The following is a 13,978-nucleotide window of genomic DNA, read 5'->3' on the forward strand; positions in this document are numbered from 1 at the left end:
GGCGGTCACCTTCGATAACGCTCGCACCATGGGAGCGCTCCCATTCCCCGTGTCGAAAGGGACGGCCATGCAGACGACGCCTCGCCAGTTATCCCGACGGACCTTGGTCACCGCCGCAGCGGCGGGCCTCGTCTCCTCCGTCGTATCGCCCGCGCGGGCCGCCGAGCCCCGTACGGCCCGGTTCCACACGGTGGGCCGGGTCAGGAGAGCGGCCGACGGGACCGTCCGGTACAGCTGGCCCGGCATCTCCTTCGAGGGCCGGTTCCACGGGACCGGCGTCGGCGTGGTCCTCGACGACGCCGACAACGACTACGACGTCCAGGTCGACGGGGAGACCGTCGCCACGCTCGTCACCCCGGGCCGTACCGTCTCCTGGGTCGACGGTTTCGCCGCCGGCGCCCATCGCGTGCGGGTCGTGAAGCGCACGGAGAGCCCGTGGGCGGTCGGCCGGTTCGGCGGGTTCGTCGCGGCTCCCGGGGGCGGGATCCTTGCGGAGCCTCGGGCGCGGAGCCGGCAGATCGAGTTCATCGGCGACTCGTACACCGCGGGTTATGGAAATGTCTCCGAGATCCGGGACTGTTCCGGCAATGGCGGGGTCAACCGGAACAGCAATGCCGATCTCGCCTTCGGGGCGCTCACCGCGCGAAAACTGAACGCCGATTTCCAGATCAACGCCTTCTCCGGGCGCGGCATGGTGCGCAATTACGACGGCGGCGAGCCCGGAACCGATTTCCGCACCTATTACGACCGGGCCCTGCTGAATGTCGAGGGCGACGTCTGGCGCAAGCCGCGCAGTTGGTGTCCGCAGGTCGTGGTGGTCGGGCTCGGCATCAACGACTTCTCGACGCCCCTGAACGCCGGTGAGCGCTGGAGCACGACGGCCGAACTGGTCGCCGACTACGAGAGCGCCTACCACGGGTTCCTCGACAAGCTGCGCGCCCGGTACGGCCGGGGGACGTTCCTCGTGGTGGCCGCCGCCCACCTCTGGAACACCACGGCGCTGGCGGAGGCCACCCGGCGGATCGTCGAGGAGCGGGCCCGGCGGGGCGACGGCCGGGTGAGCCACTGGTACTACGACGACCCCGGCCTCGACCACCTGGGGTGCGACTGGCATCCCTCGCTCCACGACCACCGGATCATCTCCGGGCTGCTCGACACCCACCTGGCGGGGCTGCCGCTGCGCTGGTAGCGCGGCCCCGTCGGTGGGGACGGGCGCCGTGGGTGCGGGCGCCCCCTCGGGTGCGGCCGGGCTCAGGCAGGCAGGGGCCGGCCCGGCCGCAGCGTGTGGAGCAGGCCGGTGTGGTGCAGGGTCGCGACGGGCGCGAGGAGGTCGGGGTGGCGCAGGAGTGCGGCGGCCCGCCGGTCGAGTTCGTCCGGGGTGAGGAGCCGACGGAAGGCGGCGGCCGGACCCGCGGTGTGCGGGGAGTCGTCGAGGGCGCCCACGGCGGCGCGGGCCAGGTCGGCGTCGGCCAGGAGGCAGGCCGCCCAGCTGGCCACGACCTCGTCGACCCAGGTCCGCCAGGCGTACTCATCGGGGGTCGGGGGCTCGTCGTGGCCGGTGATCCAGTCGAGGCGGGCGGAGCCGCCCGGTCCGGCCATGCCGACGAGGGCGGCGTCCATCGGTGTCGGATAGCGGAGCCAGGCGGCCACGGTGACGGCCTGCCGGGCCTGCGCCTCGCAGAGGGCGCCGTCCAGCGCGCCGCCGCCCGCCGGGTAGGCGCGCGTCAGCCACTGGGTGGTCGCCGCAATGAGCGGGGAGAGATCTGTGAGCACACTGAGCCATCCGTGGGTACTGGGGAACGCGTGGCACAACGTAGTCGTGCGCCACCCGCCTCGAAATGGCGCAGGCCACGGAAGGGGCGTGTCCTGGGCCACACCTGCGCGCCGCACTGACTCACCGGACGTCAATACGACGCAAGCGGAACGGCGAGGGTTTCACCGACCTCCACAGAGGTCCGGGCCGGAGCGCACGCCGGACCGCGCGGCCAAGGAGCGACGGACCTGGCACACGGCGTGGACCTCATCGAGGTGCTGCCGTCCGGTGACGCGAAGCGCACTGCCGTCCGCACCACGGTGACGCGGTCGCGGACCGGGAGTTGGCGGACCACACCGCCGCCCAGCGCACCATGGGCATACCGTTGCCCGCATGAGGCTTCTGATCATCGGCGGCAGCGGATTCCTGGGCGGCGAGCTGGCGCGCCGTGCCGTGGCGGCGGGCCACGAGACGTCCGCGACCCGCACCACCGGGCCGCCGGACACCTGTCGGGGCGGGTCGGCGGACGTCTCCTGGCACACCCTCGATCTGCGCGATCCCGAGCGGCTGACGGAGGTGCTGGCGCGGGTGGCTCCCTCGGTCGTCGTCAACGCGTCCAGCGGCGGCGCGGACTGGGCGGTCACCGCCGAGGGCGGGGTCCGGGTGGCACGGGCCGCGGCCCGGCGGGGCTGCCGGCTGGTCCATGTGTCGAGCGACGCCGTGTTCTCGGGCGACGGCGGCCCCTACGACGAGACCCGCCTCCCGGATCCCGTCACGCCCTACGGTGCCGCGAAGGCGGCGGCGGAGACCGGCGTCCGGCTGCTGGCGCCGGACGCCGTCGTGGTGCGGACCTCGCTGATCATCGGGGACGGACACGCCCTGTCCGAGCACGAACGCCATGTGCACGATCTGGTGGCCGGCGACCGCGACGGTGTGCTGTTCACCGATGTGGTGCGCTGTCCGGTGCAGGTGGGCGATCTGGCCGCCGCGCTGCTGGAACTGACCGCGTCGACGGCGGCCGGTGTACGGCACGTCGCGGGGGCGGACGCCCTCACCCGGTACGAGCTGGGCGTCCTCGTCGCCCGCCGCGACGGCCTCGATCCGAAGCGGCTGCCCGCCGGACGCCAGGTCGACGGCGCCCGGCGAGGAGCCCTCGACGTCCGGCTGGACAGCCGGGTCACCCGGCGGGACCTGCGCACCCGGCTGCGTGGCGCCCGGGAGTTCCTCGCGGAGCCGCGCGTGTGACGGTCGGTCGCCGGGCGGGGTGTCAGCGCGCGGCGCGGGCGAGGTCGGCCATGACCTCGACGGCGCGGTCGAGTTCGGCTTCGGTGTTGTAGTAGTGCGGCGAGAGCCGGACCAGGGGGTGGACGCCTCGGTGTTCGGTGTCGAACTGGGTGTGTTCCGGGACGGTGGTGGTGACGTTGATCCCGTGCCGGGCGAGGCCGTCGGCGACCTCGGTCGCGGACAGGCCGTCGACCTTGGCGGTCACGATGGCGCAGCGGTGCGCGCCGAGGTCGTGGGTGGTGACGCCGGGCAGGGCGTCGAGCCGGTCGCGCAGGTACGCGCCCAGGGCGATGGCCCGTTCGCCGATGCGGTCCAGGCCCAGGTCGAGGGCCTGGCGCACGGCCGCGTCGAGGCCGAGGACACCCGCGTAGCCGACCTCCCAGGTCTCGAAGCGGGTGGCGCCGGCCCGCCAGGTGAAGCCGCGTCCGCCGTCCCAGGCGGCGGAGTGGATCTCGGTCACGTGCGGGTCGAGGTACGCGAGCGCCTCGGAGCGCACCCAGAGGAAGCCCGTGCCGCGCGGGCCGCGCAGGAACTTGCGGCCGGTGGCGGAGAGCATGTCGCAGCCGATGGTCTCGACGTCCACCGGGAACTGGCCGACGGACTGGGTGGCGTCGAGGAGGAACGGGACACCGGCGGCGCGGGTGATCCGGCCGACCTCGGCCGCCGGGTTGATCAGGCCGCCGCTGGTGGGGACATGACTGATGCCGACCAGCCGGGTGCGTTCGTCGATGAGGTCGGCGAGGGCGGCGGTGTCGAGCTGGCCGGACGGGTCGTCGGGGACGACGACGATCTCCGCGCCGGTGCGCCGGGCGACCTGGAGGTAGGCGAGCACATTGCTGCCGTACTCGGCGCGGCCGGTGAGGATGCGGTCGCCCGGCTTGAAGGTGAGCGCGTAGAACGCGGCGCTCCAGGCGTGGGTGGAGTTGTCGAACAGGGCGATCTCGTCGGGGCGGCCGCCGATCAGCCGGGCGAGGTCCGTGTAGGTGGCGTCGATGCGGTGCTGCTCCTGCCGCGCCGCCTCGTAACCGCCGATGGTGGCTTCCAGTTCGAGGTGGGCGATGACCGTGTCCAGGGTCGGCCGCGAGAGCAGGGCGGCCCCGGCGTTGTTGAGATGGATGCGGTGGGCGGTGCCGGGGGTGTCCCGGCGCAGTGCGTCGATGTCCATGCCCACACCCTTCCCACGGGTCAGCGCTTGGTGAACTGGGCGCGGCCCGGCTGATCGACGTTCGGGGTGAGGGCGATGCCGGTGTCGGTGAGGATCTGGCCGTGGATGTCCTTGACGCGGATGTCGGAGCCGCAGCCGGCGCCGTCCGCCGAGACGAAGTAGTTGTACTCCTGGCGCGGGAGTTGCCGCCAGGTGGTGCCGGTGCGGACCTCCAGGGTGGCGACGGGGTTGCGGTGGTTGCGGACCTGGATGCCGCACCACCACTGGGTGGAGCCTTCCTTGTAACGGTAGGAGACGGGTCCGGCGAGGTCCGGGCTCACCAGCGTCCAGGTGATCGGCACCCGGCCGGCCACGGGGTCGGCGATCCGGGCGAAGGCCTGTTGTCCGAGGTCGACGTCGCCGGGGCGGCACTCCGGACAGCGGTCGACGATCTTCACCGTCAGCTCGCCGCGCGGCCCCTTGACCCGGATGAAGGCGCCGCACATCCGGGCGTTGTCGTAGTCGGTGTGGTTGAGGGCCGCGATGGCGATGTCGCTCATGGCGTCGTAGAGGCAGTTCCCGACGCCGGTCGCGCCGTAGAAGGTGCCTTCGCCGGAGTAGGTGACGCCGGGCTGGACACTGGCGTACGCCGGTGCGGGGGCCGCGGTCAGGAGGGCGGTGGCGGCGGCGAGGAAGGTGAGCCGACTGCGCATGTCGATGCCTTTCGAGAACGGTGGGGCGCGCTCGGAGGCGAAGGATCCTGACATCGTTGAATCCTCAAGTGAAGGGCGGTTACAGCCATTCGTCCGGAACACCCTGGTCGCGCCCGGGCCCTTGTCACCCACGGACGAACCCGGGCCCCGCGGGACTCATCTCCCGCACACAGAACGGCGATCGACCCGGTCCGGCCCTCCGCGCTGCCATATTCGAAAGCCACTTCGGAGGTGGCTGTGACGCTAGAGGTGACGACATCCCGGGCGGGGCAGGTGGCGGAGCGCACGCCCGGCCGGGTGCCCGAGCGGGTTCCGGAACCGACCCACGACCGGACCCGCGACCGGACCGCCGACCGTATCGCCGAATTGGAGGGCCGCCGCACGCGGGCGGTCGCGCCGGGCGGGCCCAGGAGACGTGGGGAGTACGGGGCCCGCGAACGGATCGATCTGCTGCTGGACGCGGGCTCGTTCACGGAGACGGGCCTGTTCGTGCGCGCCCGGCCCACCGGGGACGGCGCCCGGCGCCCGTACGGCGACGGCGTGGTCACCGGGCACGGCACGATCGACGGCCGTCAGGTCTGCGTCTTCGCCCAGGACGCCACCGTGTACGGCGGCAGCATGGGCGAGGCCTTCGGGGAGAAGACCCTCGCGCTGATGGACCTCGCCCTGAAGACCGGCTGTCCCGTCATCGGGCTGAACGACGGCGGCGGCGCGCGCATCCAGGAGGGCGTCACCTCCCTCGCCCTCTACGCCGAGTTGGTGCGCCGCAACGTCCAGGCGTCCGGCGTGATCCCGCAGATCTCGGTCGTGCTGGGCCCCTGTGCGGGCGGCGCGGCCTACTCGCCCGCCATCACCGACTTCACCGTGATGGTGGACGGCGCCTCGCACATGTTCGTCACCGGGCCCGACGTCATCGAGACGGTCACCGGCGAACGCACCAGCGCCGAGGAGCTGGGCGGCGCCCGCACCAGCAACACCGTCAACGGCAACGCCCACTTCCTCGCCGCCGACGAGGTCGACGCCCTCGACACCGTGCGCGACCTGCTGTCGTACCTGCCCGCCAACAACCTGGAGCGGCCCCCGCAGTACGCGCCGGGGGCCGCGCCCGCCGGGCCGTGCCTGGACACGGTGGTGCCGGACCGGCTCAGTCAGGCCTACGACATGCGGAACGTGCTGCGCGCGGTCGTCGACGACGGTGAACTCCTGGAGATCCAGGAGCTGTTCGCGCCGAACATCATCTGCGCACTGGCTCTCGTGGAGGGAACGCCGGTCGGGGTGGTCGCCAACCAGCCGCTGTGCTCGGCCGGGGTCCTCGACATCGACGCCTCCGAGAAGGCCGCGCGGTTCGTACGGTTCTGCGACGCGTTCGGCATCCCCCTGCTGACCTTCGCCGACGTCCCCGGCTATCTCTCCGGCGTCCGCCAGGAGCAGGCCGGCATCATCCGGCGCGGCGCCAAACTGCTCTACGCGTACGCCGAGGCCACCGTCCCCAAGGTGACGGTGGTGGTGCGCAAGGCGTACGGCGGCGGGTACGCGGTGATGGGCTCCAAGCACCTGGGCGCCGACATCAACCTCGCCTGGCCCACCGCCCGGATCGCCGTGATGGGTGCGGAGGGCGCGGTGGGGGTCCTGCACCGCCGCGAACTCGCCGCCGCGGCCGACCCCGAGGCGCTGCGGGCCCGCCTGGTCACCTCGTACGAGAGCACGTACGGGACCCCGTACCTCGCCGCCGAGCGCGGCTACGTCGACGCCGTCATCGCCCCGCGCGACACCCGCGCCCATGTCTGCCGCGCCCTGCGCGCCCTGCGCGGCAAGCGCGCCCCGATGCCGGAACGGCGCCACGGCAACATCCCGCTCTGAACGTGCGCCGCCGCGACCGCCGTCCCCGCCGTCCCCGCTGTGACCGCCGTCCCCATGTGACAGCTGTGGCTGCTGTGACCGCTGTGCCCCCCCTTGACCGCAAGCCGTCCCGCGACGTGAGGAGCCATGCCCGATGGACAGCCGCCGCCCCCCGCTCGCGCCCGCCGTCCGGAGTCTGCCGGAGTATGTGCGGCACTGGGCCGAGACCACCCCCGAACGCCGGGCGTTCACCTTCGTCGACCATCCCGCGCCGCAGTCGCGGGGCGTCCACCGCACCCTGACCTGGCGCCGGCTGGATCTGCGGGTGCGGGCCGTGGCCGCCCGGCTCGCGGCGGAGGCCGAGCCCGGGGAACGGGTCGCCGTCCTGTGCCCGCAGGGGACGGAGTACGTCACCGCCTTCCTCGGGGCACTCGCCGCGGGACTGGTCGCCGTACCGCTGTATCCGCCCGGTCTGCCCGGGCAGGGCGACCGGCTCACGGCCGTGCTGGCCGACGCGTCCCCGGCGGTCGTCGTCACGACGGCCCATGTCCTCGACGACGTGGCCGAGTTGTGCGAGGGGCGGGCGGTGCGGGTCGTCGCGGTGGACCGCGTCCCGGACTCCGCCGCCGACGGCGATCGGCCGCCCACCCCGCCCGACCCCACCGCCGTCGCCTATCTCCAGTACACCTCCGGTTCGACGCGCACCCCGGCGGGAGTCGAGATCACCCACGCCAATGTCGTCGCCAACGCCCGCCAGGCGCTGTCGGCCTACGGTGCCGACGCGCATCCGGCGACCTGTGTGGGCTGGCTGCCGCTCTACCACGACATGGGGCTGGTGCTCAGTGTCGCGGCGCCGGTGGTGCGGGGGCTGTTGTCGGTCCTCATGGACCCGGTGGCGTTCCTGCACGAGCCCGTGCGCTGGCTGCGGCTGCTGGCCGCCCACCCGCGCGCGTTGAGCGCGGCGCCCAACTTCGCATACGACTACTGCGCTTCGGCGGTCACCGAGGCGCAGAAGGCGGGGCTGCGGCTGGACGGGGTCATGGCGCTGATCAACGGCAGCGAGCCGGTCCGCCCCGGTACGGCCGACCGTTTCCACGCCGCCTTCGCCGCCCAGGGCCTCGCCCCGGAGACACACTGCCCGTCGTACGGCCTGGCCGAGGCGACCGTCTTCGTGAGCGCCGCCCGGCCCGGTGAGGCACTGCGCGGATTCGCCCTCGACCGGGACGCCCTGGCCTCCGGCAAGGCCCTGTCCGCGCGCCCCGAGGACCCGAGGGCCGTGCTGCTCGCCGGCTGCGGCACGCCGGCGGGCCAGCGGGTGCGGATCGCCGACCCGGTGTCCCGGGACGCGCTGGCCGAGGGCGAGATCGGCGAGATCTGGGTGCAGGGCCCCAACGTCGGCCAGGGCTACCGGAACCAGGACCGGCAGAACCGGCGCGTCTTCGGCGCCCGGCTCGCCGATGCCGCGTCCGGTCCGGGCACATGGCTGCGGACCGGCGACCTGGGGACAATCCTGGACGGGCAACTGCTCGTCACCGGGCGGCTGAAGGACCTCATCGTCGTCGACGGGCGCAATCACTACCCGCAGGACGTGGAGGCCACGGCCCAGGAGGCGCACCCGGCCGTACGGCGCGACCGGCTCGCCGCGTTCGGGGTGCCGGGCGGCACCGGGGAGCGGGTGGTCGTCGTCGCGGAGCACGCGCGGACCGTGCCGCTCGCCGACATCGACGTGCCCGCCCTCGTGCGGACCGTCCGCGCGGCCGTCTCCGCCCGGCACGGGCTGCGGCTCGCCGACGTCGTCCTCGTCCCGCCGGGCACGGTGCCCCGGACCTCCAGCGGGAAGGTCTCACGGGCCGCGACCCGCGAGCGCTATCTGGCGGGTGCCTACGCGGTGGGGGTCGGGGGATGAGGGTCGTGGGCGAGGGCGGGAGCGGGGAGGTCGGCGCGGGCGGTTCGCGGCGGCTGTTCGCCGGCGGCCGGGCAGACGTGGTGCGGCGGCTGATCGCGGCTCAGGTGGCCGCCTGGAGCGGCGGGGCCGCCGAGGACGTGCCGATGGACCGGCCGCTCGCCGACCTCGGGATGTCCTCGCGGGACGCGGTCGTGCTGGCCGGGGAGCTGTCCCGGGCGACGGGCCGGGAGCTGCCGGCGACGCTGGTGTGGGAGGCGTCCACCGGGGACGCGCTGGTGGCACGGCTGTGCGACGCGGCGGCGGACCTCGCTCCGGTCGCCGCCCCCTCGCGGGAGCCGAGCGCGCCCGGTGAGCCCGTCGCGGTCGTCGGCGTCGGGTGCCGGCTGCCGGGCGGGGTGCACGGCCCGGCGGAGTACTGGCGGGCGCTCCTCGACGGTGTCGACGCGATCCGGCGCGTGCCGGAGGACCGGTGGCGGGACTTCACGCCGTACCCGCCCGCCGACGCGCTCCCGTACGGCGGTTATCTGGACGACGTCGCCGGGTTCGACGCCGACTTCTTCCGCGTCACCCCGCGCGAGGCGGCGGTGATGGACCCGCAGCAGCGGATCCTCCTGGAGGTCGTGCGGGAGACCCTCGACCACGCCGCCGTCCCGGCGGGCTCCCTCGCGGGCAGCGCCACCGGTGTCTTCGTCGGTGTCTCCGCGCCCGAGTACGGGCAGCTCACCGGCGCCGACCCGGCCGCCGTCGACCCCTGGGCGCCGGCCGGCGGGGCGCTGAGCGTGGCGGCGGGCCGGCTGGCCTACGTCCTGGACACGCGCGGGCCGTGCATGGCCGTCGACACCGCGTGTTCGTCGTCGCTGGTGGCCGTGCACCAGGCGTGCGTCAGTCTGCGCACCGGCGAGAGCGATCTCGCGATCGCCGCCGGGGTGAACCTGCTGCTCTCCCCGACCGTCACCGTCGCGTTCCGGCGGGCGGGCGCCCTCGCGCCGGACGGCCGGTGCAAGCCGTTCTCCGAGGCGGCCGACGGCATCGGCCGGGGCGAGGGCTGCGCGGCGGTCCTGCTGAAACGGCTGTCCGACGCCGAACGCGACGGCGACCGGATCCTCGCCGTCGTCCGGGCCACCGCCGTCAACTCCGACGGCCGCTCCAACGGCCTCCTGGCCCCCAACCCGGCGGCCCAGCAGGCCCTGTTGCGCACGGCCTACGCACGGGCCGGGCTCTCCCCCGCGCACATCGACCACGTCGAGGCGCACGGCACCGGCACCCCGCTCGGCGACCCCATCGAGGCGGGCGCTCTCGGCGCCGTCCTCGGGGCGGGCCGCGACCCCGACCAGCCCCTGCTCCTCGGCTCGGTGAAGGGCAACCTGGGCCACCTGGAGTCCGCCGCGGGCATCGCCGGGCTGGTGAAGACGGTGCTCGCGCTCCACCACGACCTGATCCCGCCCTCGCTGCACTGCGCCGAGGGCAGCGCCCTGGACGGCGACGTACGACTGCGGGTCGTGAGCGAGGCCGAGCCGTGGCCCCGGTACGGCGGCACGGCCACCGCCGGGGTGTCCGGGTTCGGGTTCGGCGGCACCAACGCCCATGCGGTACTGGAGGAATGGCGCCCCGGCGCCCTGCTGCCGCCCCCGGCCGAGGAACCCCCGGCCCGCCTCCACCTCCTCTCCGACCTGGACGCCGGCCGGGTCCGCGACACCGCGACCCGGCTCGCCGACTGGCTGGACACGCCCGAGGGCGGCGCCGCGCACCCCGCCGACGTGGCGCGCACGCTCGCCGGGCGGACGGGGCGGGGGCCGGTGCGGGCCGCGGTCGTCGCCACGGACCGTGCCGAACTGGCGGACGGACTACGGGCGTTGGCGACGGGTCGGCCCCACGCGCGAGTGATGACGGGCGACCGGGACCTCGTCGGGCGCGGGCCGGTGTGGGTGTTCTCCGGGTACGGCAGCCAGTGGACCGGCATGGGGCGCCGGCTCCTCGCCGAGGAGCCCGCCTTCGCCGCGGCCGTGGAGAAACTGGACGAGCAGCTCGCCCCCGCGTGCGGGCTCTCCCTCTACGAGCATCTGGCCTCCGGCGGCGACCTCGACCGACTCGAGGTGGCCCAACCGGTCCTCCTTGGCGTGCAATTGGCACTCGCCGAACTGTGGCGCGCCTACGGTGTCGAGCCCGTCGCCGTCATCGGGCACTCCCTGGGCGAGGTGGCGGCGGCGGTGTGCGCGGGCGCGCTGGAGGTGTCGGAGGCGGCCCGGGTGGTGGCCGTACGGGCGCGGCTGCTCAGCGGGCTGCGGGGCGGGGCGATGGCGGTGGTGGACCTCGACGACAGTGAACTCCCGCTGCTGGAGCGCGACTTCGCAGGAGTGCAGGTCGCCGTGCACTCCTCGCCCTGCCAGAAGGTGGTGACCGGGGACGGGGAGTCGGTGGCCCGGTTGGTGCAGCGGCTGGAGAAGGAGGGGCGGGCCGCGCGGGCGATGCGGGTGGTCGGGGCGGGACACTCGGCCCAGGTGGACCCGTTGCTGCCGGAGCTGACGGCGGAGCTGGCCGACATCCGGGGCGGGCGCCCCCGAGTCCCGGTCTACTCGACCGTGCTGGACGACCCCCGCGGCCACTGCGTGTTCGACGCGGCGCACTGGGCGGCCAACCTGCGGAGGCCCGTGCGGCTGGACCGGGCGGTCGCCGCGGCAGCGGCCGACGGCCACACCGCGTTCGTCGAGCTCTCCCCCCATCCCGTCCTGGCCCGGGCGATCATGGACAACGCGCCCGGTGCCCTCGCCCTCGGCACGCTCCACCGGGACGCCGACACCTCCGCCGACTTCCTGACCCGGCTGGGCACCCTGCACACGGCCGGATCGCCGCTGCCACCGCCACCGGGCCGCGTCATCGACCTGCCGGCACCGCGCTGGCGGCACGCGCGGCACTGGTGGACGGACGGCCGGGCGGGCCGGGCAGTCACGGAGGCCGTGGGGGGCGAGGGGGGCCATGACGCCGGCGGGGTCCGGGTGACGGTGGAGAGCCGGGGGGTGCCCGGCCGCCAGGTCCAGAACGCGGCGCCCGGCCAGACCGACGACCTCGGCGTCGCCACGGCAGGACGCCCCGACCGACACACCTCCGTCACCGCTCGCCTGTGCCACCACATCGCGGCCGTCACCGGTCACCCGGCGACCCGCATCACCCCCGCCACGGCCTACGCCGACCTCGGCCTCGACTCCCTGATGGCCGTCCGCATCCGCACCGCCCTGGAACGCGACCTCGCGATCGAACTCCCCCTCCGCGACCTCCTGAACGCGACCACGATCGAGGAGACGGCATCCCGCATCCAACGAGCACTGCCGAGGAGAGGAGGTCCGGACGAGGCGAGCCCGACCGAAGGGGTGCCGACCGAAGCGGGACCGGCCGACGGCCTCCGGCGCACCCCGCCCTCCGCCGTGGCCGACGAGCGCCCCTCGGCTCTTCCCGTCCGCCCCTCAAGTCCCCTCCCCCGCCCCCTCCCTCACCCGCTCCCCCACCCCCTCCTCCGCCCCCTCCACCCCTCCGGCCCCCTCCCCCCGCTCTTCCTCGTCCACGCCGCCGGTGGGACCACCGATGTCTATCGGGGTCTCGTCGAGCGGCTCGGTGGGGAGCGGCCCATATACGGGATGGAGCGGGTCGACGAGGCCCGTACGGTCGTGGAGAAGGCCCGGCGGTACGTCGAGGCCGTGGCCGCGGTGCACCCCGACGGGCCCTGCCTGCTGGGCGGTTGGTCGTTCGGCGGCTTCGTCGCGCAGGAGGCGGCCCGGCAGCTCACGGCCGCCGGGCGGGACGTACGACTGGTGGTGCTCATCGATTCCGTACGCCCGCTCCCCCGCACCGAGGCAACCCCGGCCGAACGGATCCGCACCCACCTCACCGGCTTCGCCCGCCACGTCGCCGACACGTACGGCGTCGAACTGGACCTGCCGTACGACGAGTTGGCCGCGACCCGGGACGACGGCGAGCGGATCGACACCGTGCTGGAGGCACTGCGCGCGGCCGTCGACGTGCCGCGCGCGGCTCTCGATCACCAGCGGTCCTCCTATGTGGACCTGCGGATCGGCGAGGCCCACCGGCCGGGCCGCCACGACGGGCGGGTGGTGCTGTACCGGGCATCCGAGCCCGCCCCGCACACCGTGCGCGACCCGGCGTACGAGCGGGACGACGAGGCGCTCGGCTGGGACGAGGTCTGCCCGCGGCTGACCGTCGTCCAGGTCACGGGCCACCATCTGTCGCTGCTCGACCCCCCGCACGTCGACGAGATCGCCGCCCATCTGCGGTGGCGGCTCGCCGAGGACCACCGCTGAACCCGAGCCGAGGAGAGCCGCCATGTCCGACTCCACCGACCGCACCACCGCGATGTCCCGTCGCGCCGTCACCAGAGCGGCCGCCGTGACGGGCATGGCCGCCCTCTTCGGCGCCGCGACCGCCAGGACCGCCGGGGCCGCCGGCACCGGCGCCGTCACCCGCCTCGGCCCCCGGACCCTCGACGTCTCCCTCCCCTCCGCGGCCCTGGGCCGCAGCGCCCCGGTGCGGCTGATCCTCCCCTCCTCCTTCGACGCTCAGCCCGCCCGGACGTACCCCGTGCTGTACCTCCTGCACGGCGCGCACGACGACCACACGTCATGGACCCGGGAGACGGACATCGAGGCGTTCACGGCGGGCCGGGAGCTGATCGTGGCGATGCCGGACGCGGGGCCGACCGGCATCCCCACCGCCTGGCGCGGCGGCCCGGACTACGAGACGTTCCAGGTCGACGAGGTCCCGGCGCTGCTGGCCCGGCAGTACCGGGCGTCCGGGGTCCGGGCGGTGGCCGGTGTCTCGACGGGCGGCTACGGGGCCATGGCGCACGCGGCACGGCATCCCGGGACCTTCGCCGCCGCGGCCTCGTACAGCGGCATCCTCGACACCACGGCCCCCGGCGTGCCGCCCCTGTTGGACGCCATCGTGGCCCGCGAGAACCTGGCGCCGCTGTCGCTGTGGGGCAACCCCGTCCTGAACGCGCTCACCTGGCGGGACTTCAACCCGCGGTCCCGTGCGGCGGGGCTGCGCGGCACCGCCCTGTACGTGTCGAGCGGCAGCGGTGTGGTCGGTGGCATCGGCGACTGGCTCCCCGAGGCGCTGGAGAGCGCGCTGTGGCCGTCCGCGCACGCGTTCACGGACGCGCTGGCGCTGCTGCGGATCCCGGTGACGACCCACTTCTACGCGGGCGGGGGACACAGCTGGGCGTACTGGAAGCGGGAGTTCGCGGCGTCGTGGCCGATGCTCGCCGGTGCGCTGGGGGTGCCGGCGTGAGGCCGGTGCCGTCGGGGCACGGAACGGAGCGCAAGGGACGT

Annotated in this window: 9 protein-coding genes; 6 read left to right on the forward strand and 3 right to left on the reverse strand. The window is 74.5% G+C overall.

The genetic code is table 11. From position 1 onward, the window contains the following. The first annotated feature begins 67 nt into the window (after positions 1-67). Positions 68-1,189, forward strand: coding sequence for an SGNH/GDSL hydrolase family protein (locus ACZ52C_RS27200; RefSeq protein WP_469077227.1), 1,122 nt, complete (start codon positions 68-70; stop codon positions 1,187-1,189). 62 nt (positions 1,190-1,251) lie between these two features. Here the strand turns inward: ACZ52C_RS27200 and ACZ52C_RS27205 are convergent, their stop codons facing one another. Beyond that, positions 1,252-1,773: a hypothetical protein gene (locus tag ACZ52C_RS27205; protein WP_469077228.1), complete on the reverse strand. Its 522-nt coding sequence runs from the start codon at positions 1,771-1,773 to the stop codon at positions 1,252-1,254. 373 nt (positions 1,774-2,146) lie between these two features. On the opposite strand from ACZ52C_RS27205, the gene ACZ52C_RS27210 reads away from it, so the two are divergent. Beyond that, positions 2,147-2,998, forward strand: a complete 852-nt coding sequence (locus ACZ52C_RS27210; RefSeq protein ID WP_469077229.1) for an SDR family oxidoreductase — start codon at positions 2,147-2,149, stop codon at positions 2,996-2,998. Positions 2,999-3,020: 22 nt separating this feature from the next. Here ACZ52C_RS27210 and ACZ52C_RS27215 read toward each other — a convergent pair whose 3' ends face one another. After that, on the reverse strand, positions 3,021-4,202 hold the full coding sequence (locus ACZ52C_RS27215; RefSeq protein ID WP_469077230.1) for an aminotransferase class V-fold PLP-dependent enzyme: 1,182 nt from the start codon (positions 4,200-4,202) through the stop codon (positions 3,021-3,023). A gap of 20 nt (positions 4,203-4,222) precedes the next feature. Further along, complete coding sequence (locus tag ACZ52C_RS27220) at positions 4,223-4,948, reverse strand: expansin EXLX1 family cellulose-binding protein (protein ID WP_469077231.1); 726 nt, start codon at positions 4,946-4,948, stop codon at positions 4,223-4,225. Positions 4,949-5,191: 243 nt separating this feature from the next. Between ACZ52C_RS27220 and ACZ52C_RS27225 the strand changes: the two genes are divergently transcribed. The 4 genes from ACZ52C_RS27225 (at position 5,192) to ACZ52C_RS27240 (ending at position 13,937) form a co-directional block, all read left to right on the forward strand. After that, positions 5,192-6,754 (forward strand): acyl-CoA carboxylase subunit beta, encoded by a 1,563-nt coding sequence (locus ACZ52C_RS27225; RefSeq protein WP_469077410.1) that lies wholly within the window; start codon positions 5,192-5,194, stop codon positions 6,752-6,754. A 133-nt stretch (positions 6,755-6,887) separates the two neighbouring features. Next, entirely contained in the window at positions 6,888-8,639 is a 1,752-nt protein-coding gene (locus ACZ52C_RS27230; RefSeq protein WP_469077232.1) for a fatty acyl-AMP ligase, read from the forward strand. Beyond that, positions 8,636-12,949 (forward strand): acyltransferase domain-containing protein, encoded by a 4,314-nt coding sequence (locus ACZ52C_RS27235; protein ID WP_469077233.1) that lies wholly within the window; start codon positions 8,636-8,638, stop codon positions 12,947-12,949. The genes ACZ52C_RS27230 and ACZ52C_RS27235 overlap by 4 nt, the downstream gene beginning before the upstream one ends. 22 nt (positions 12,950-12,971) lie before the next feature. Beyond that, complete coding sequence (locus ACZ52C_RS27240; RefSeq protein WP_469077234.1) at positions 12,972-13,937, forward strand: alpha/beta hydrolase; 966 nt, start codon at positions 12,972-12,974, stop codon at positions 13,935-13,937. Positions 13,938-13,978: the final 41 nt, after the last annotated feature.

The sequence above is a fragment of the Streptomyces sp. NPDC034049 genome (assembly GCF_055575575.1).